The sequence below is a fragment of the Mesoplasma syrphidae genome (assembly GCF_002843565.1).
In the GTDB taxonomy this organism is placed as follows: domain Bacteria; phylum Bacillota_I; class Bacilli_A; order Mycoplasmatales; family Mycoplasmataceae; genus Tullyiplasma; species Tullyiplasma syrphidae.
On the sequence record NZ_CP025257.1, the window covers coordinates 458,396 to 480,619 of the forward strand.

The 22,224-nt window shown below is 27.1% G+C and carries 16 protein-coding genes; all 16 read left to right on the top strand.

Annotated elements, in window-relative coordinates; genetic code table 4:
* Positions 1-48: 48 nt before the first annotated feature.
* The 16 genes from CXP39_RS03965 to CXP39_RS02005 all read left to right on the top strand — a co-directional run bounded on the left by CXP39_RS03965 (position 49) and on the right by CXP39_RS02005 (position 22,222).
* Entirely contained in the window at positions 49-282 is a 234-nt protein-coding gene (locus tag CXP39_RS03965) for a hypothetical protein (RefSeq protein WP_157055047.1), read from the top strand.
* A gap of 229 nt (positions 283-511) precedes the next feature.
* Complete coding sequence (locus tag CXP39_RS01935; RefSeq protein WP_027048096.1) at positions 512-3,937, top strand: AAA domain-containing protein; 3,426 nt, start codon at positions 512-514, stop codon at positions 3,935-3,937.
* Between the two features lie 20 nt (positions 3,938-3,957).
* On the top strand, positions 3,958-4,455 hold the full coding sequence (locus CXP39_RS01940) for a hypothetical protein (RefSeq protein WP_027048095.1): 498 nt from the start codon (positions 3,958-3,960) through the stop codon (positions 4,453-4,455).
* A gap of 376 nt (positions 4,456-4,831) precedes the next feature.
* The gene (gene recD2 / locus CXP39_RS01945) at positions 4,832-7,036 is read left to right on the top strand and encodes an SF1B family DNA helicase RecD2 (protein WP_027048094.1); all 2,205 of its coding nucleotides are present in this window, start codon (positions 4,832-4,834) and stop codon (positions 7,034-7,036) included.
* Between the two features lie 43 nt (positions 7,037-7,079).
* Positions 7,080-8,222 (top strand): N-acetylglucosamine-6-phosphate deacetylase, encoded by a 1,143-nt coding sequence (gene nagA, locus CXP39_RS01950; RefSeq protein WP_027048093.1) that lies wholly within the window; start codon positions 7,080-7,082, stop codon positions 8,220-8,222.
* Positions 8,222-8,908, top strand: a complete 687-nt coding sequence (locus CXP39_RS01955) for an MFS transporter (RefSeq protein ID WP_051591854.1) — start codon at positions 8,222-8,224, stop codon at positions 8,906-8,908. The genes nagA and CXP39_RS01955 overlap by 1 nt, the downstream gene beginning before the upstream one ends.
* 218 nt (positions 8,909-9,126) lie before the next feature.
* Positions 9,127-9,822: an ATP-binding cassette domain-containing protein gene (locus tag CXP39_RS01960; protein WP_027048092.1), complete on the top strand. Its 696-nt coding sequence runs from the start codon at positions 9,127-9,129 to the stop codon at positions 9,820-9,822.
* On the top strand, positions 9,822-10,295 hold the full coding sequence (locus CXP39_RS01965) for a hypothetical protein (RefSeq protein WP_027048091.1): 474 nt from the start codon (positions 9,822-9,824) through the stop codon (positions 10,293-10,295). The genes CXP39_RS01960 and CXP39_RS01965 overlap by 1 nt, the downstream gene beginning before the upstream one ends.
* 738 nt (positions 10,296-11,033) lie before the next feature.
* Entirely contained in the window at positions 11,034-11,714 is a 681-nt protein-coding gene (locus tag CXP39_RS01970; protein WP_027048090.1) for a phosphotransferase, read from the top strand.
* Positions 11,692-13,080 carry a hypothetical protein gene (locus CXP39_RS01975; RefSeq protein WP_027048089.1) on the top strand — a complete coding sequence of 463 codons (1,389 nt, stop codon included), beginning with the start codon at positions 11,692-11,694 and terminating at the stop codon, positions 13,078-13,080. Before CXP39_RS01970 ends, CXP39_RS01975 begins: the two co-directional genes overlap by 23 nt.
* Before the next feature lie 212 nt (positions 13,081-13,292).
* Entirely contained in the window at positions 13,293-13,955 is a 663-nt protein-coding gene (locus tag CXP39_RS01980; protein WP_027048088.1) for a UTRA domain-containing protein, read from the top strand.
* 96 nt (positions 13,956-14,051) lie between these two features.
* Positions 14,052-15,983, top strand: a complete 1,932-nt coding sequence (locus CXP39_RS01985; protein ID WP_036256242.1) for a PTS transporter subunit EIIC — start codon at positions 14,052-14,054, stop codon at positions 15,981-15,983.
* Positions 15,961-18,225, top strand: coding sequence for a TIM-barrel domain-containing protein (locus tag CXP39_RS01990; RefSeq protein WP_027048087.1), 2,265 nt, complete (start codon positions 15,961-15,963; stop codon positions 18,223-18,225). Before CXP39_RS01985 ends, CXP39_RS01990 begins: the two co-directional genes overlap by 23 nt.
* 168 nt (positions 18,226-18,393) lie before the next feature.
* Positions 18,394-19,407, top strand: coding sequence for a formate/nitrite transporter family protein (locus tag CXP39_RS01995; RefSeq protein ID WP_027048086.1), 1,014 nt, complete (start codon positions 18,394-18,396; stop codon positions 19,405-19,407).
* A 159-nt stretch (positions 19,408-19,566) separates the two neighbouring features.
* A complete protein-coding gene (locus CXP39_RS02000) occupies positions 19,567-21,000 on the top strand; it encodes a lipoprotein (protein ID WP_027048085.1) in 1,434 nt (477 codons plus the stop codon).
* 265 nt (positions 21,001-21,265) lie between these two features.
* Complete coding sequence (locus CXP39_RS02005; protein WP_027048084.1) at positions 21,266-22,222, top strand: L-lactate dehydrogenase; 957 nt, start codon at positions 21,266-21,268, stop codon at positions 22,220-22,222.
* The last annotated feature ends 2 nt before the right edge of the window (positions 22,223-22,224 follow it).

Genomic DNA, 22,224 nt, shown 5'->3' on the forward strand with positions numbered 1-22,224 from the left:
ATATTTTTATTCATAGTTTAAAGTAATAGACCAGATACGAATACTAAAATGAATGTTACAAATTATGCGGTTAAACCTTACCAAACAAGTAAAGCAACATTTGGAGGAAGTGGAGTTGTGCATCACGCCAATAATTCAAACCTAAGTTTTAATACTTTTGGAAGTTCATCATCTGTATCTCATTTAGGATGTTCTACAATTCACAACAAAAAATTAATGTGAATAGCAATTTTATCGGCAATCAACATATATTGGGAAGTATTTTACTTACACCTGGCTTAATTTGAACAATAAATGCTGCTAACTTTGTATCGACGGGAAATTTTGCTAACATTTTTATTGAAAAGAACAATTAAACTTTAAAAACAAAATAATAATTAAAAATAGAAATATTAAAATATCCGACAAAATATTTGATAAAATAAAAAATTATTATGAATGGTAATTAAAATTTGATTTTTTTATTACTATAATATATTTTATATTCAAAAAATTACAAAAGGGAATAGGTATGGAAAGTAAAACATTAATAAAAGAATTCAAAACTAGATTATTATCAACAAATAGACGTGGAAGCATTTATTATAATAGTTTTATAAAAAGATCAAGTACGATTAATTTATTTAAATTTCAAAAATTCAAAATTCTTGTTGATGAAAAAACTCTTAAAAACTCTATAGATGAAAATATAATAAAAATAGATTTTAGACTTGTAACATCAGAACCAAATTCTAAAGAGTTTGCTAAAATAAATAGTTATGTAAAAGAATTAAAAACAATTATTTCAAAAAATAAATTATTAATTTCTGAACGAAATCAAGATTGCTTTTTTATTGGTAAATATTTTATTGAAGGTATGCTTTCAAAAAATGATAAAGATTATTTTAGAGCTCCTTTATTTTTACAAAAAATAATAGTTGAAAAAGAAAATCTTAAAGAGTTTTCTTTAAAAATAGAAAATGAAGTAATCTTTAACAATGCTTTAATGAATTTATTGGCTCAAAAAAACTCAATTAAATGAAATTTTTATGAATATAACTCTGAGGATTTTAAAAGCAAGGAACTTTCTGAAAAAAATATTGCAAAATTACTTAATCAAGCAGGGATCAAGTTAATTAATGAATACAATGAAATAAGCAAAATATTTAATAATGAATATGAGGATATTAGTTCTTCTTCTAAAAATGAAGAGGTATCAAAATTTTTAAATTCTAAAAAGGTAGGCTTGTATGCTTATCCTATTCCAATTACAGCAATTGGCTTATATGACTTAGCAGCAAGTAATATTTTAGCGGCTTATGAAATAATTGAAAATGACATTGATTTTTTTGAAAAACTTGCAGCAGAAGAATATGATTCATTGATTAAAGCTAAAGAAGTAACCGAAAAAGATATTAAGACTATTTCTGTTTTGGATTATTCTCAAAAATCTGCGGTACTAAATTCCTTAAAAGAGTCTAGTTTTATTTTTGGACCTCCTGGAACTGGGAAATCGCAAACAATAGTTAACTTAATCGCAAATATTTTATATAAAGATAACAAGGCTCTTTTCATTACTGAAAAGAAAGTAGCATCTACAGTAGTGTACGATAAGCTAAAAAAATTAAACGAATTTACTCTTATGCTTCACAATAACGAAAAAGCAAAAGATGTACATCAAAAAGTAGCAAATTTATACTACAAAATTCAAAGACTTATACAAAATGATGAATATTTAGAAGTTGACTTTGACGATTATGATGAACAAATTATCGATATTTTTAATAATGTTAAAAAATATAAAAATCTAATGAATACTGATGAAGGAAAAAAATATATTAGGTTTTTGAGAGATATTTCTCAAGATACAAACAATAACTCTGTTAAGTACGAAAATAATTTGTTTTTTGAAATAGAAACTGATTTAAATGTTATTACTAAAAGTAGTTTTTGAAAAGATTTAAAAAACATAGAAAATTTATTCAATGTATCTTATTCTTATAAAAATTTTTGAAATTCTATTATAACTCAAAATACTAGTATGCCAAAATTTATTTTCAATAAAAAAGGTTATAATAAAATTAGTACAAAAGTATCATTATTTAAAATTAAAAAATATAAACTATTTTTAAATTCAAGCGAATTTAAAGAATATGAACAAAAGATAAAAGCCTTTTCATATAAACATGAAATTGAAAATATACACAAATTAATGAAGTTAATTGAAATTCTTTTAGAAAGCAACTTAAAATTAAATGACTTAACAATTAAACAAATTTTTGTTAATTATTTCGAGAAAAAAAATAGCGATGATTTGAATTTTTTTGATTCTAATTGAAATCATAGGCTGCAAACACTATTTAAAAATAAGGCTAAATCTGATTTGAATGGAATTTATAATCAACATATTAATAATATTGTTAAGACTATTAAAACCAAAGAATATAATGATATTGAAACAAATACTAACAGAAGTATGGCGGCCTTATTCAATAAGATGGGAAGAAATATTGAAAGTGTCAAAAATCATATTCGGCTTACAACATGATTTAAAAATTACTATCCAATAATTGAGACGATGTTTCCAATTATTATTGCTTCTCCAGAATCAATTTCTAATCATAGATTATTGCCAATTGATAAAGAAGAGTTTGATTATTGTATATTTGATGAAGCTTCTCAAATATTCACTGAAAAATGCTTACCTGCAATGTATAGAGCAAAAAAATATATAATTTCGGGAGATGACAAACAATTAGCACCTTCTAGTTTTTTTCAATCCCGAACAAATATAGAAAATGAAACAAGTGAAGATATTACAAATTTTGAAGAGGATATTGTAAACTTTTCAAATCAAACAAGTCTAATTGATTTTGCTAAAGGTAAATATCGTAAATTTATGTTGAGTTTTCATTATCGAAGTAGATTTGAAGAATTGATTCAATTTTCAAATCATAAATATTATGAAGGAAATTTAAATGTTGTTAGCGATCCAACATTTGAAAAAAAACCTATTGAGGTAATTAACGTAAGCGGAGAAAGAATAAATCGTTTAAATGCTGTAGAAGCTGATGAAGTAATAAAACTAGTAAAAAACATTGTCAAAAACAACAGTGAAAAAAGTATTGGTATAATTACTTTTAATTCCGAACAACAAAAACTCATTGAAGATAAAATAGAAATATTAGCTAGTCAAAATGTAGATATCTATAATAGTTATAAGTTGAAAGAAAATGGTGAAAATTTATTTATTAAAAATATTGAAAACGTTCAAGGGGATGAAAGGGATATAATAGTTTTTTCTGTTGGTTTTGCAAGAGACGAAAATGGAAGTTTCCGAAATCACTTTGGGCCTATCAATACTGAAGGTGGAGAACGTAGATTAAATGTCGCAATTACGCGTGCAAAAGAAAAAATGTATGTTATTAAATCAATTAATTCTGATTTAATTAATGCAAATCCAGACTCAACTGGAGCAGTTCATTTTAAACAATTTTTGGAGTATTGTGAAAAATTGCAAAAACCGGAAGGATTTTATTCTGATGAGGTTCAAATATTGTTAAAAAATCAAACTAGTGTTGCTAAAAGTGATACTGATCAACTTGAATTTGATTCTCATTTTGAAGAAGAAGTTTATGATGCAGTTAACAAAATATTACCACCAGAATTATCTCTTAAAACACAGATAGAATGTTCAGGATTTAAAATTGACCAGGCTATTTACGATGAAAGATTTAACAAATATATATTGGCCATAGAATGTGATGGATGGGCTTTTCATTCTTCTGAATATCAAAGACAAAGAGATATAGAACGTCAAATATTTTTGGAAAATAGAGGATGAAAATTTAAACGAATATTATCTACACAGTGATGAAACAAAAATTCATATATTAAAGAAAGTTTTTTAGATTCTATTAAGGAAGAAATTATGGAATATTTGAAAAGTACTAATTAAAAGGATAGAGGGAGAAAAAAATGCCAAGTTGAGCTATATTATTAACTACTGTAATAGTCATATTTAGTTTTATTATCATTTGTATTTCTGCTAGTTCTTATACAAAAGAAAAGCAATATTTTTATTCTAAAACTGAGAATATAATATCTGATAATATTATTTTATTGAAAGGCGAAGAACACATTTGAAATAATGAATCTATTTTAAATGACCTAAAAATAGAAATTCAAAATTCAATACGGGATAATCGAAGAGGCGAATTTAAAATAAAACCTTCTGTAACTAACAATGGACCGATAAAAATGAAAGAGTTAAAAAAAATAGTGGCTGCTGCTTTGGAAAAAGATCTTAATATGAATTTTACGAGCATTGCTAATTATAAAACAAAGACTCACTCTACTAATACTTTAAGTAATACAAAACCTTTATCTAATAACTTGTCTAACTCTAGAAGTGAAACCTCATCTCTACCGAATATTTCAAAACGAAATGGAAATAAGAGTCGAGTAATTAAATAATTACAGAGTAAAAAATATTAAAATAAAATTGAAAAATACCATTTCAAATGGTATTTTTCAATTTTAATATTTAATCTATTACTTATTTCTTAATTATCAAAGTTTATCATAATTGGTCTACTTAATAATATTTTTCAATAAATATATTTGTCATTAATATTATGAATTTTAGTTTATCAAATGTTTTCAGAAGTCTAACAATTACGAAAAAGTAAAGTCATAACAAATTTTAAAATCAAAAAGTTTGTTTAAATTACATTTAAAATAACCAAATCTAACTAAATTATTATTTTAATTTTTAACTATTATTTAGGAATTAATATTTTAACTATAGTTATTGACTCTTATTTGTTAAAATATAACAAAGCAGGTATTTATGGATGAACTAAAAACACTACGCGGATATATCTTTAAAACTTTATATTCAAATGCTGATGGATGAGGAATCGCTATTTTTAGCAGCGAAGAAAATCGCAAATTACAAATAAAAATTAAAGGTAATATTGGGTTAATGCGCAATAAAGTTCTTTATGAGATTAAAGGAAAGTTTGAAAGTCATGTTAAGTTTGGAAAAACTTTTGCTGTTGAATCATATAAAATTGGGGAAACAAACTCTTTAGAACAAACCATTAAATATTTATCATCACCATTGTTTCCTGGAGTTGGAAAAAGAGCAGCTGAAACTATTTGCGAGTACTACAAAATTAATGTTATTCGTAAAATTAAGGAAAACTATGATGAGTTATTTCAAATTCCAGGTTTGGATTCAAAACAAGCATATATTATTCGTCAACAAATGATCGCAATTCAAGACAGTGAGCGTTTAACTGAAATCTTTTTTGAAAATGATTTAAAAATTGATATTTTAAATCAAATGAAAAAACATACTGATTCTGATGAAGAAATTGAATCAATTTTCAAGAATCATTTTTATGCTTTTGCAACTCGTCGTCGTTTGCGTAGTTTTGAAGATGTTGATAAGATTGCACTGCATTTTGGTCAAGAAGAATTTGGTCGTGAGCGAATTGCTTATTGAGCACAAAAATTAGCAACTGATATTTTAATGCAAACTGGAGATACTTATACTGATAAGACAGCTTTATTTACAAAGATTTTTAAAACTTTAAATATTGAAGATGAATCTACTGTAATTCAAGGAATCTTATATGCTAAAGAACACGATCTTTTAATTTTAACAGAACAACGTATTTATACTTATGAGAGCTATAATGATGAACAAATTATTGCAAAGAAATTGATTGAAATTAATGAAACTCAAAAACTAGTTTCTGAAGAACGTTTAGAATTACTAATTGATGAAGTCGAAAAAAGTATTGCACGTAGTTCTAAAGATGATAGCTTTAAATACGATGAAGAACAACGTCAAGCATTAAGAATGTTTGCTCATAATAAATTATTTATTTTAACTGGAGGACCTGGAACTGGGAAAACAACTGTAATTCGTGGAATGGTGAAGCTTTTTAATATGCTTTATAATGAGCCAAGTATTGCTATTGCGGCGCCAACTGGTCGAGCAGCTTCAAGAATTAGAGAAAGTTCATGAGAACTACCAGCAACAACCCTACACCGTTTATTATGTGCAAATTCCAATGATGACTTTGATATTGATGCTAATAACCCATTACATCATAATTTGATTATTGTTGATGAATGTTCAATGATTGAAAATCGTTTATTTTCACAATTTATTCAGTCAATTGGAAGCGCTAAAAAAATTGTTTTAGTCGGGGACGTAAACCAATTAGCATCAGTTGGATTTGGAAATATGTTTGAAGATATTATTCAAGTCCAAAAATTTCCAGTAATGATCTTAAAAAGCATCCATCGTCAAAAAGGCGGTAATGGAATTATTGATTTGGCATATACCATTCAAGAAAGCAATTTAGATTACCTTGATTTTTCAAATTTAACTAATGTTAATTGCCGCTTTACTGAAGATGCTGATACTGGCTTAGAACAAGTTAAAACTATTTTTAGTTCTGAAAAAATAGAACTTGAACAATCACCACTAAATTTACAAATTATTGCACCAGTTTATGCTGGTAAATTGGGAATTGAAAATTTAAATAATGTTATTCAAGCTGAATATAATGACAATATTTTAGATCAAAGTAAAGTATATGATCGTGGGCGTTTTCGTTATACTTTAAAAGATAAAATTATGTTTTTAAAAAATGATTCACAATTAGATCTTGCCAATGGAGACATTGGAATTATCGAAACAATTAATTTTAAAGGCGATAAATTTGAAAATGCCTTTGTAGACTTTTCAAACAGCCAAGCAGTTTTAGAATCAAGTAATTTTAATGACGTATCATTATCTTATGCATGTAGTGTTCATAAAACTCAAGGTAGTGAATATAAGAAAGTTATTTTAACGATTGAAAATGGTAAAACTGCGTTTTTCCTTAATAAGAAAATTTTATATACAGCTGTTACTCGAGCAAAAGACGAATTGTTTATTGTTGGAAGCAAAAGTTTATTTTTAAAAGCAGCAAAACGCTTACCGCCTCAACGAAAAACTACTTTAAAACAAGTGATTTTGAGAAATTCTAATTAAGGATTATAATTATTAAATAAAATACATTAAGAAGGTAATTAATATGATTATTAAAAACGCAAAAATTGTTTTAGAAGATAAGATTATTGAAAATGGCTATCTTATAGTCGAAAATAAAAAGATTGCAGCTATTGAAGAAGGTACAACAGTTAAAGAAGGAATTGATGTTGAAGGTAAATGAGTTTTGCCCGGTTTTATTGATTGTCATGTTCATGGGGGATATGGTGTTGATTTTGAAACAGGAGACGAAAATCGCTTTGAAACCTTTGCCATTAATGTTGCTAAAGAAGGAATTACGAAATATTTGCAAGCTTCAGTTACTAATAGTCAAACCAATAATGAAAAATATTATCAGGAGTTTGGGACTTTTATGAGTACAAAAAATCAGGTTGGTGCTAAATGTTTAGGCGCACACATGGAAGGACCTTTTATATCACCAGACCGTAAAGGGGCTCATGAAGTAACATTATTAATTAAACCAAACATTGAAATTACTCAAAAACTAATTGATCTATCAAATAATAATTTGAAAATGGTTACATATGCTGGAGAACTTCAAGATGGCAGTTATACTAGTTTCTTAATAGAAAATCAAATTGTTCCTTCAATTGGACATTCAAATATGGAAGCATATGAATTTGAAAAAGATTATAATTTAGGAGCTCGTCATATTACTCATTTATTTAATGCCATGAGTGGAGTTGATCAACGCCGACCAGGATTAGCAACAGCTGCCTTAAATCATCATGATGTATTAGTTGAAGTTATATCAGATGGAATTCATATTCATCCTGATACTTTAAAAATGATTTATGATCATAAAGGACCTGATAACATCTGTATTATAACTGATGCTATGAATGCCAAAGGATTACCTGATGGTGAATATAGATTGGGAGAATTAAAAGTTATTAAACAAAATATGACAGTTGCTTTAAAAGAAACTGGAGTTTTAGCCGGAGCTGGGGCAACTTTTGATCATAATGTTCGAACTTATCAGCAAGTATGTCAAATCCCAATGACACAACTAATTAAAATGACATCAATTAACATTGCCAAACAGTTAGGAATTTTTGAATCAACAGGAAGTTTGACTCTTAACAAATTAGCAGATATTGTTGTTTTGGATGAAAATTTAAATGTCGCAATGACAATTATTGAAGGAAGCGTAGGATATAAGAACTAATGAATGTTAAAACATATACATTTGTAAAATACATTGCAACAATTGCATCAATTTTGGTGTTAACAGCCCCTCTAATTGTCTTTGTGCAACTATGAAGAACGATTTTTAATCAACAAGCAACGGTAATAACTGCAAGTGTTATTTTACTAGTTATTGGAATTACTGCTTTAACAATATATATTTTTCTTCGTAATATTCTAAAAAATAAATCTGAGTATATTTATAAACAAAGAGACAAAATCAAGTTATGAATTTCATTTGCCTCATATTGCTTGAGTGCTTTATTAGCAACAATTTTAGTAATTGTTGAATTAACAGTAACTGCAAATTCAGGAATGATTACATTTTATGTAATTTATCCATTAGTCTTTATAACAATGATTAGTGGAGCAATTTTTGAGTCATTATCTAGAATTAATGAACAAATCTTTTTATATCAAAAAGAATACTTGGAATCTCAAGAAATTAAGAAATCTAAAATTAGAAAAATTATTAGTCAGCAAAGTGACGCTGAAAAATTGTTATCTAAAACAGAAATGAAACAAGAAAAAAAATTGAAAATTGATGAAGAAAACGATTTTAAAAAAGTTGGTTCTAAGAATCCTTTTCTAGATGAAGAGTTAAACAAAAAACTTAAAGAACAAGAAGAACTTGATCAATGATTAAAAAAAGATATTACAAATTAATACTTTTTAGATAAAATAAAATTGTTAATATATATGGTTTTAAATTTTATGTATAGGCATCTTAAACTTAGAAAACGGTTTTAGGGGCAAGTATATAATGTTTATAGGCCATATATATTTTCTTTTTCAAAATAATTGAAAAATATAAACTGTTTTTTCATTCAATGTACTTAAAGAATAACTTATTTATAGTTAATAATATGAAAGTATAAAAAAGCATGATTATAATAGAAAATTTAAAATACAGTATTAATCCTAAAATAAGTAATTTAGAATTGGACATTCAAAGTTTAAAAATTGATGATGGTGATGTTGTAGCATTTTTAGGTGAAAATGGATCTGGAAAAACAACTTTAATTGATATTATCATTGGAAACTTAAGACCACAAAAGGGGCAAATAAATTTTATTGGAGAAGAACCAATAATTTCTGCTGTTTTTCAAGATAGTTTTTTTGATGAAATAGCTATTGAAGAAACACTTTTATTTTTTAAAAGAATAAATAATAGTGAAATAAACATTACAGATCTCTTATTTGATTTTGAATTATTGGAATCTAGATTTAAGCTTTTTAGTGAATTAAGTTTTAGCCAAAAGCAACGATTTAGATTTATTGTTGCGCTAATTAAGCCATTTTCAATTTTAATTTTAGATGAAGTTATGACAGGAATTGATTTAGTATGAAAATCTAGAATCAGAAACGTAATTTCGGAAATCATTAAAATGAATAAAACTGTTATTATTATTTCTCATGAAATAGAAGATGTAGCAAGCTTTTGTAACAAAGTCGTTTATTTTGAAAAAGGAAAAATTAAGCAAAATTTTAAATTGACAGGTTCTTTTGAAAGTAAAAAAAATATTTTATTTGAAAAGATAAATTATTTAAAGGAAATTATTAAGGAGAAAGAATTTTAATGAGACAAATTATTTTAATATTTTATAGAAATTTTAAAATTTCTATTAGTTCTTTGACAAAAGCAACTACTACAATTATTTTTTTTGGAATACTTATACCGTTAATGACGATTGCACCAATTTCTCAAATATTTGGTACTGGAAATATATCAAATAATCTTTTTGTTAATAATGGTATTCTTATAAAAGTATCGATAATTAGTGGTTTACTAATTTATATCGCAAAAAAGATGCGCAAAGATTTTAAAAATGGATTTTTAAAGAACTTATTCGTTAATAACATTACAAAACAGCAATATTTTTTTGGAAACATAATTTACTGAACAATTTTTATTCTTATTTCCTCAATTATATCCTTAGCTTTTTTTATAATTCTATGTAATACAGGAAATATTAAAATAAATGAAACCCTTTATACAAAAGCCTTATTTTATTTATCCTATTTTTTTGCAATTCCAATATTTTCATTTTAATTGCTTGCTTTAATCATCTGACTTAGTTTCAGAGTTGGCAAAAATTCCTTGCCACAACAGTATACAATATTGTTTTTTATATTTATTTTTTGAGTATGATTTTGATTTTACAGCATATTTCCACAATTAAAATCAATTAGCTATATTTTAATGCTCATTCCAACTTTAAATTTCTTTTTTTCAATACCTCAAAATTTAAGTTTCTTTTCTATACATCATTGATGAATATATATAGTCAACATATTTTATTTGCTTATAGTACTTTTCATTATATTTTTTTATAAGACAGATAATTGACTAAAAATTAATGAAAAGTACTCTAAAAAAGGGTTTTAAAATACTAAAAAATAAATTTGACTATTAGCTTAATCAAAAGTATGAAATAGATTTAAAAATTAAAATACGAATGCAATGTAGGAATAACAAATAGTAAGTATTAATTAAAATTAGCAAAATGAGTATCTTAGCTATTATTTGTCCTTTAATATTCTAAAACTAAATCCAAAATTAAATAACAAATATATTAAAGACACGGAAATAATTATTTCCGTGTCTTTAAACTTTTTGACTTACAAGAAATATTAAGCAAACATAATAATGATTTATTATTTTTCCAACTAATATCATTAACTAACATTACTGAACTTGTATTTAAAAATTTAGTATATTTTTTCATTCACATGCAAAATATTTTAAATAAAATGAAAATATCACTTTTTAAATTGATATAATTTTTTTATGAAAAACTTGACAAGCGATTTTAAAACTAATGGTAAATCTAATAAAAAACTAATCATTAAGAATGATTATATTTATAAAGAAAAAAATGAAAGATTTTTAGATTTTGTTTTTTTAACAAATATATTGCTAGAAAAAAAATTTAAATATGTTTTAGAAGTTGAAAACTATGATGAGAATTATTACAAATACAAATTTATTAATGGTCTTTCATTTGAAAAAGTGGAAACAATTGATATTAAAATCATTTTAAAAATTGTCAAAATTGTCAAAGCAATGCATGAAATAAAATTTGAAAATGATAAAGTCATTATTCATAAAGACTTGAGTCCATTAAATGTAATATTTGATAATAATTTCGATCCTATTATGATAATTGATTGAGATTCTTGTTGTCTTGGCAATAAATATTATGATATTGCTTATATTTGTTGACTTTGAGTTAATTTTGGAAGTGAAGAAAAAAATCATCTGTTATATATAGACTATATAATTAAGATTTGCAATTTTCTTTCATACAAGTTGGAAGATGTTAAAAAACTAAAACGCGAAATTTTGTTATTAATACGCACCTATAAAAAGACGATTAAAAAAGAAAATGCTTTTTTAATTAAATGAGCGAGTTACACACAAACTTGAGTTTATAGAAAGTGAAAATATGTTGAAACTGAATTTGAATAATAAATTAGCACAAACAAAAGAATTGTTTGTCACTCAAAAAAATGATTGAAAAAACTTTTTTTGAATATTTTTATATATATTATTGCCTAGTATATGATTATTGATTAGAACTTTAGTAATTACAAAATATATGAATGCGAGTATTGATACATATGCTCAGTGAGAATACTTGAATATTATGCTTGAAGTAGTACAAGAAACTGTAGTTTTTCCATTGTACTGATGATTTGGAAAAATTAATAAAAAAGACAAAAGTCAGCTTAAAAAAGTTAAAGATGTCTATTTATTAGTTTTTATAGTTTATGCTTTATTAATTTTTATCTTTTCTTTTTTTGTTGCAGACATTGTTAAAGTTATTAATCCTGAAAAAGACGTTCAGGAAAAAGCATTTTTTGTACTACAACTATGATCCAAAGTACCAAATATATTATTGGGAATTTCAATTATAGTATTATTGAACATGAAAGCATATAAAAAACTAGGATTTTTAGTTGTTGGAAAAGTATTTTTATTAGTTATTTTTGATTTGCTTTTTGCAAATGCTAATGTTTTTACAAATAATTATATAGGTTTGGGAACAAGTTCATTAGTTGGAGCAATTTTGTTGCTGATAATTTCAATGCTATTTGTTGCAGATGAATTTGGATTTAGAGAATTTTGAATTTCAAATAGAATGATATTTAGTTTTAAAAACAGTAGTTTTAACAGAACTTTTTTTTCTAACTTATTAGCGAGTTTCTTATTCTCTTGCACAAGTAATATTTTTTATTTAATCATGATGGCTAAAAATATGAATTTGGCAAATGGTTCAGCAGCATATTGACTGTCAAATCAAGTTATATGAAGTTGAATATTATTGTTGCCCAACGTTTTGGGTTATATTAACAAATCAATTATTTCAACAATACAGCAAAAAAATCAAAAGCAGGAAATCATAATTATCATTCAATTTCAGGTTTTATCATTTTTGGCAATTGCAATAAGCATGTTAATTTTTATTCCTTTATATAAGCCGTTCACATATTTTTTATCAAACTCTAATTTGAGTTTATCTAATCAAAGTTGAGCAATTTTTTCAAAGGTAATATGTTTTTATATATTTTATGCACTTTCTCAATCTATATCAGCATACTTTAATGCAAAAGGAGCAAATTGAATTTTATTCATTCAAACTATTCTAACTAATATTATTGCTTACTTACCTTTTATTGCGCTAAATTTTATTAACAAAATTGATTTGCATGATGTAAACGTTTTGGCAATTATGTTTGGAATAACTTTATTTGTATCTTTTATTGTTAATCTATTTTTATTAATAATATATTTAGCTATTAATCGTAATAAAAATCTATGCATAACTGATTAGGTAATGAAACACTATTCTTTTGTTCTTAAATTCAATATTTGTTTTTTTATTTATAACATATCTTTGCTAAAAGGATTAATAATTATCATAAGAGTTGCAAATAATATTTGGAACTTGCCAGGGAGTTATATTTATATGCCAGTATATTAAAAATAGATCGTGAATAAAAAATATTTTTAGAATTGATAAAAACTATTGATTAGGAGTATTAAATGACACTTAGCAAAGAAATTTTTAATTTAATTTTACTTGAAGTTAAAAGCAAACAGGCAGGTTCACAGTTATTAAGCGAACAGGCATATGCTAAAAAGTACTATACAACAAGACAAACAATTAGGGGCGCTCTCAAAGCTTTAGAAAGTCAAAATATTATTTATTCAGTGAAAGGAAAAGGCTATTTTGTAAATTCAAAAATTCTTTGAAAACGTTTAATACCTTTTAGCATTAAACATCAGTCTACAACATCTCAAATATTAAAAAAAGATATTGAACTTGACAAATATTTTGTTGGCAATTTTTTAACTTGCAAAAATGATTTTAAATCGCTTATCAAGCTGCGCTATATTAAAAATAATATACACAAATATTCTATTGTCTGGATTAATACAAAAATTGTTGGCACATTAGATTATCAAGAAATTAAAAATAGCGTTTTAGTTTTTTTAGAGAAACGACAAGTTTTAGCTAAGAGCTATACAAAAATAATTTTATTAAAAGCAAATGATATTGACTCAAAAATTTTGGGTATTAAACCAATTGAATATGTTCCTTGTCGATATTCGGTGCTAATAAATGATTATAATGAAGTAATTCAATGTTCTATTGAAAAATATGTACCAGATCAATTTGATCTAAATAGTAAAGAAGTGTTTTAAACACTTTTTTTGTTTTTCAAACTTGTATATACAAGAATATGATCCATTTTATAAGATGTAGAATTTTTTTGATATTAAATATCGGAAAGGAAAAACATGAAGAAAACGCAAACAAATCACATTGGTTTTTTTAAGACCAAAAGTCAAAAACTAAGTGCAGTTTTTAAAAAAGGCAAAAACTCCAAAGTGCATGAGTTTTTGTCTAAATTTGCAAAAGCTATTTTAACAATGATTGCTGTTTTACCAGCTGCTGGTCTTTTAATTACTTTAGGAAAAATTATTGGACCTTTAGGTTTGGGGCAAATCGAAAAAACTTCGGCAGTTTTTTTAAAAATAGGTGAAATTATTGAAACTATTGGATGAATACCATTCACTCACATGGGCTTACTATTTGCGATTGCAATTGGTGGTTCTTGATCTAAAAATCAAGCTGGAGGAGCCTTTGCTGGTGGCCTTGCCTATTTTGTTTTATTAGCAGTCGGTTCAACTATCTTTATAACAAAAACAGAAATTGATTCATCTGGTAAGCAAATTGCCTTGTTTATGAACTATATTATGTGCGGTAAGTGAATGCCAATTGATGATTTCTTTATTAATCAATCTGGAGTTAAAGCATTACGTTTTGACGCTTTAGGTGGAATTATTATGGGTTTCATTGGTGCTTCAATCTTTAACAAATTTTATACTTTTAATAAACTACCAAACAGTCTGGCATTTTTTAATGGACCTAGATTTGTTCCATTTATGGTATTTATAATAGTATTACCAATTTCATGTGTCTTGACAGTTTTATGACCGGCAGTTCAAGTGGGAATTAATCAAATTGGTAAGCAAATTGCAACAAATAATAAACTACCTTTTGCAATGCCATTTTTATATGGCCTTTTAGAAAGATTATTACTACCATTTGGATTGCATCATATGATTACAATTCCAATGAATTATACTTCTTTTGGAGGAAACCTTGACTATTTATCAGCAGATCAATTTGCTGAGACTTTAAAAAATTCAGGCTTTGGTAATAAAGTATCAGCAGGGCAAGTTGCCGAATTTTTTAGAACATATTCAGGCAAGGTATCAGATTTATCAGCAGAAGGACAAGAAAAAATGTACTTTACATGAATAACTGCATTGGGACACGTCAAAGGAAACTGAGAACAGTTTGCCAAAATACATCAAATTGATTTAAGTACTCAAGATATGTACAACATTGTGCTTGACTCTTTTGAACCTGTTCGTTTTAAGGCGGGTCAAATGATTACTTCAACTGGAAGCTTGGTCGGAGCTGGTTTTGGAATGCTATATGCTATTCCAAAGTCACATCGTGATCGCAATAAATCGATTTATGTTTCAGGTGCATTGGCTTGTGCTTTAACAGGAGTAACTGAGCCAATTGAATTTATCTTTATATTCACAGCTCCTTTTTTATATGTAATACATGCTTTTTTAACAGGAATTGCATTTGGATTAGTTGATTTTATTCCAATGCGAATTCATGCTTTTGGGGGTATCGAAACAATTATTAAGTACTTTGGGATTACAGGACCTACATCACTGCCATCAGCTGGATTTAGAGCTAACTTATGATTTGATGGATTGTGATTTTCATTAACAAGTATTATTTTTGGTGGTCTATATTTTGTCATATTTAAATACATCACTAAAATATTTAAACCTTCAGTTCCTGGTTTTGAGTCAAATTCGGCAACAAATAATGCACCAAGCAATCAGCCAAAAAAAGTTTTTAAAGACGAAAATGTCATTGACAAGATTATTGTTTTATTGGGTGGGGTTTATAATATTTTGGAAGTCGATGCTTGCATGTCTAGATTAAGAGTTATTGTCAAGAATCCAGATAGGGTTGCTTCACAAGAAGAATTTAAAAACGAAACTGGAGCAGTCGCAATTGTTCAAAAGAACAATTCATATCAAGTTATTTATGGCGGAAAAAGTGATTTATACAAGCATAAAATTTTAGCAAAAATAGATTTGGAGAGGCACAGTAATGAGTTGAACACGAAATCTTAAACCAGAAATGATGAACCATAGTTTTCCAATAAAACAAAGAATTTTTGATCACAATTATGAATATTGTGTCGCCAAACATGTATCAGATCTTTGAGAAAAAAATCAGGTATTGCACATTGAAGTGACATTATCGAATTTCCAAAAGGCGACTTTAGAGGTAAGTCTACTTGATATTGGAGTTATTAATATTAAATATAGTTCGAAAAAAAGACCGCCAACATTTAATGAGTATTTGAATAGCAAAGTTCAGAAAGTGCCATTGAACTATCAGATTTATGATGACAAAATTAAAATCTACACTCCACAAAGTGAAACTTTAATAGTGACCAAAAATCCCTTTAAAATTACTTTATTGGATAAAAAAAATCAACCCAAATTTCAAACAAATGATCGTAGTGGTTATGAGTTTTTAGCTGATCATATAAATCCTGGACTAGGGTTTAAGATTCAAGAAGCCAACTATCGTCAACCCTTTATGTCATTTTGAATAGAAAATGACGAAAAATTATACGGCCTTGGTGAAAAATTTCGTCCTTTAGTTAAAAACGGTGTAGAGAGTGTTATTTATAATACTGACAATTCAGTTGTGGCAAATCATGACTTAGCATATAATGGCTTGCCATTACTATACTCAACAAAAAATTGAGGTGTATTATTAAACACTGGTAACAAAACAACTTTCGAGATAGGTTCTCCAACAACTGATGCTTTATCTTTTTTAACAGATGATGAGTATTTAGATCTCTATTTTTTTACTGGTGATAATATTAAGGAAATGATTTATCAATATACTGAGTTAACGGGAAAAATTAAGGCAATTCCAGACAGTGCCTATGGAATCTGATTAAATCGTTTATACTTTCATAATTATAATGAATTGGCCAAAGAAATTGCAAATGCGCGCCAATGTAGTTTTCCGGTAGACGTTATTACTTTAGATCCTAAATGATTAAAAAATCGTTTTACTAAAAGTTGTAATTTCGAGTATAATACTGATGCTTTTGGAAATTTCAACTTAATGTTTACAAAAGTTAAAGATAAAAATTTAAAAATGTGTTTTTGAATTAATCCTTATATTCAAAACGATAACTCTGACAATTGAAAGTTTTTATTAAAAAATAATTTCCTAGTAAAAACAACTTCCAACCAGTTTGCTCATCCTTGAACAGGAACTGAAACATATCAAGAAAACAACCATTTAATTGATTTTACTAATCCGCAAGCCTTTCAATGATATAAAGAAGAACTAAAAAAATTGTTTAAATTAGGATTACGTTATCTTAAACCTGATTATGGAGATGGTTTGCCAGAAGATGCTTTAATGTATAATGGCTTTACAGGAAAAGAATTTCGGCAATATTACGCTTATTTATATGCTAAATGTTGTTTTGAGGCAAGTGAAGAATACTTTGGAATAGGTAACACAATGATATTATGTCGTCCGGGATATATTGGAACTCAAAAATTTCCTGGAAAATGATCTGGAGATAGCATTAGCAATTTTCGAGAACTTAAAAATCATTTAAATGCTGGCTTATCTTTAGGATTGGCAGGAGAAATAATTTGAGGAACTGATATTGGTGGCTTTAAAAAAACAAATGACTTTACAGATGACCTATTCATTCGTTGAATTCAAATTGGAATGTTAACTCCTTTTAGTCGTTATCATAGTATTGGAAAAAATGAACCATGATATTTTTCAAATCAGGTTTTAGATATTGCAATAAAAACTGCAAAATTAAAAAAACAACTGCTACCACATTATAAAATTTTTGAAGCCTTGGCAGCAAAAACTGGCGTACCAATTATGCGACCTTTGGTATTGGAAAATCAAAATGATGCAATTGCACAAAAAATTGATGACCAATTTTATTTGGGTGATACCATTATGGTTGCTCCAATTTTAACGGCCAATACAACTTCTCGTCAAGTATACTTCCCAAAAGGAATATGAAGAAATTTTTTTGATAAAAGCGAATTTTATTTTGGAGAGCGAGTTTACAATATTGAATGTCCTCTTACAGAAACTTTAATTTTTGTAAAAGACGGAAGTATAGTTGTAACTCTTGAAAGTGGGGATTATAAGTTTGATGATTTGAATTTGCAGACATTAGTAATTAAAAAGTTTGGCGAAATCAGAGATTTAGTTTATAAATTTAAATTAAATTCTGAAGAGCAACAAATAATTTTTAAAAATAATAATATTTCAGTATTGACTAATTTAAAATTTAAGATTATTTAATTTTACTTCAAAGCTCTGTTTCAATGTAAAAAATATGTATTTATTTATTATTCTGGTTTTCGATTTAGCATAAGATTTTTTATTCGCAATATAATTGCTTTAAATGGGTTAATAATTATCATGGGGGTTCCAAATAAAATTTGGAACTTGCCAGGGAGGTATATTTATATGCCAGTAATTAAAAATAAATTAAGCATAGATGCTGAAATTGAAAGTTTATCTAAGTTAGATTACTCTTTACTAGATAAACCAATGTCAATTGCTCAACAAGGTATTGTTGAGGGGTTTGCAGTATCTATTGATATGTTAAATCAAAAACTAACTAAACATCTACTTTTAGGAATTGCTGCTGGAATTTTCGTAGCATTAGCTTACATAGGTTGCTTTTATGGTGCTTATCAAGTACCGAATGCATCAGTTCGTAAGATAATCTTTGCGGCAATCTTTCCAGCAGCAATTATTTTTATTGTTTTTATTGGAGGTGGTTTTTTAACTGCTTACATGTTCTCAACTATTCCAATGTTAAAAAAGAATTTGGGAATAAAACCTTATCTTATTGGATTAGGGGGAATTTATTTGGGTAATTTTTTAGGTCAATTCATTTTTATGCTTTTATGATTTGCGGCTGGGGCAATGAATGATCAAAAACTCTCACAATTCATATTTGAATTCGCTTTAGGAAAAATGGATGGAACTGGAGCCGAATTAATTTCAATGATGGGTAAAAACATCGATAAGTTATCATCTTCAACATTATTGAAAACTTTTACATATTGCTTTTTTTCAGCTGTAATTTGTAACTTTTTAGTTCAACAAAGTGTTCCAGTTTCAAGATCAACTAAAGACAAACTTGCCTTAATTATTTTGCTAAGTATTATAATTTTTATGTTTGTGATTTCAGGATTACAGCATAGTGTCGCTAACTTATTTCTAATGATTTGATTGTTAATGGCTAATTGATGAGAAATTGAGGTTGTCATCATTAATAACTTGCAAACATTTGAGAACGTCAAAATAAACTCACAATTAGCATGATACTTTTTCGGATTAAATATTATTCCAGCGATTTTGGGAAACTTTGTAGGGGGAATTAGTATGGGAGGGTTGTTGTACTGAATTAACAAGGAAAAAGTTGATTTGAAATTAGCTCAATTGCGATTACAGGATCTTCAAAAAAGTTAATAAAATAACTAATAAATGCTCTCATAATGAAAGTAAAAGAATTGTTATGTTAAAATTATTTTGTAAAAAGTAACGTGCATAAATCATAATATATCAAATATAAATTTTTTAATTTAAAAAATACTTAAGTTAAAAAATTAAAAATATGGAGAAAAAATTATGAAAAAAATACTTACAATACTTGGAACTATAAGTTTAACAGCAACGTCTTCTGCTTCAGTAGTTAGTTATGCTCCGAAGCTAAAAAATGATAATTTATTGGGTTTTAAAAGTGGTGTTTCAAAAAATTCATGTTCTTTGAATGGTGAACATTTAAGCACTTGTAGTGCAAAAGATGTTTCAAAATTTACTAATAATCGAACTACTTACAATTCTGTTGGAACAACTTATATTGATGAGTGGGTGGTTAACGCTCATTATGACATGTGAAAAAATCGAGGTAATGGATTATATACGTATGCCAATATTTATAAATTATTAGAGGGAACAATTCCTGGCTTCAAAAATGAAACAAATTCATTAATGAAACAAACTATTACTAAGACATTTATGTCTCAAACACTAGAATATGCAAACAAAGAAATTTCTGGAATTTACATTGAGGTTCAAATAAATGTATTTGGAAATTATGTAGAAAACATTAAGTTTGGAATCTTTGATTCGTGAAAAAGATTTCCTACAGATTCAATTGAATCAACAATTAATGGTCCATGAGGAGAAACAATCTATTGAAATGGAAATGTCAATGATACTGGGAGACGTTCTTCAGTGGGAATACCAAAATACCAAAGATATGAAAATGATATCAATAAACTAAAAAGAGATTTTCCGTTTTTTGCTTTACCTGATGCAACTGCTAGGTATAAATCAGGTATGGGAGATGAAATGTTAATACAATGAGGTAATGATATTTTTTCATCAACTGCAATCCAAAATAGTCCAACATTTTTTAAACATGAAGAATTTAATGTTGGTGGTTGAAACATGATCAGACTTAAAATAGATTACAAAATAAGCTATACAACAGATATGATACAGTTAGCTGTAGATTATGATATATTAGCAGTGATGCCAAAAAATACGAGATACGGTGTAGAAATAAAATATGGTGATTATTTTATTATGTTTGATAACAAAGGTCTCAATGAGATAAATAACAATTATGATGATTTGATTAAAGAGGTAAATAGCAGACAACTACCACCAGCTGGCGGAAGCAAAGCAATTTCAACTGCAAATTTTAACACAGGTGCACATAATCCGTATATAGGAATCAAATTTAATCATGCCATGATGCATATGATTGCTTCATCACTTTGTGCGGTAAATCTTTCAATAAGAGATATGTTTGATAATGTTTTCACAATGCTCTTTTCTCAGTACATTGGTGCATCTGAAAGTGAAAGACATTTAATTTTAGATTTGGCTGTGGGAAATATTCAATCAAATTATCCAGGTAGTGGTGTTCAGGGGTTTATTGATGACTATATTTCACGACCTGAATTATCGGGATCAAATTTTGGAGTTTACATAACTTCAAGAAGATTTGAAACAGGAAATCTTTACTTAATTGACCCATGAAATAGTCTATAATTTTTATACCTTTAAAAAGAAAAAAATGGTAAATAAATAATGAATTCTGCATTGTCTTGATGCAGAATTTTTTTAAAATATAAATCTAATCTACAAAATAGACATCACCAGAACAAGCTTCAGTACTTTTTTTGCTCTCACCTAAAATAAAAAAATAATACTTCATTTTTGCTCTAAAAAATGTGGATGTCCAAATTTTAAGAGATAAAAACTAAAGGGCATAGTGATATAATCATATAGAATTATAATTTAAGGAGAGAAAAATATGAAAAAGACATCAAATAAAGTTGTTTTAATTGGAGCTGGAGCTGTTGGAACATCATTTATGTATTCAGCAATCAACCAAGGAATTGCATCAGACTATGTATTAATCGATGCTTTCCCTCAAGCAGCCCAAGGAAATGCGCTTGACTTAGCTGATACAATGGCTGTTTTACCAGTGCCATTTACATCAATTAAAGCTGGAGATTACTCTGATTGTGGAGACGCAGATGTAATCGTTATAACTGCTGGACGTCCACAAAAAGAAGGGGAAACTAGATTAGAAATGGTTGCTGGAAATGCTGTAATCATGAAATCAATTGCCGAAGAAGTTAAAAAATCAGGATTTAAAGGAATTACGGTTATAGCTTCAAATCCAGTTGACGTTTTAACATTGGTATACCAAGAAGTTACAGGATTTGATCAACACAAAGTTATCGGATCAGGAACTACTTTAGATTCAGCTCGTTTAAGAAGATTATTAGCTGATAAATTGAATGTTGGAGCAGAATCAGTTGATGCTTTCTTAGCTGGAGAACATGGAGATTCATCAGTTGCTGTTTGATCACATGCCTCAGTTATGGGACAACCAATCAGCAAATATATAGCTGATGGAACAATTACTCAAGCCGATTTAGATCAAATTAGAGAAGAAGCTGTTCATATGGCTTACAAAATTATTGAATTAAAACGTGCTACATTTTACGGAATTGGAGTATGTTTAGCAAAAATTGTTAAAGCAGTTTTAAGAAATGAGCGTACAACTTTAATGGTTGGAGCCAAATTAAATGGTGAGTATGGAAATAAGGACTTATTTACTGGAGTTCCTGCAATAATAGGTCAAAATGGTTGAGAAGCAATTATTGAATGAAATTTAACAGAAAATGAACAAAACTTGTTTAACCAATCATGTGCTACATTATCAACAACAATTGCTAAAGCTAGAGAAGCAATTAAATAGGA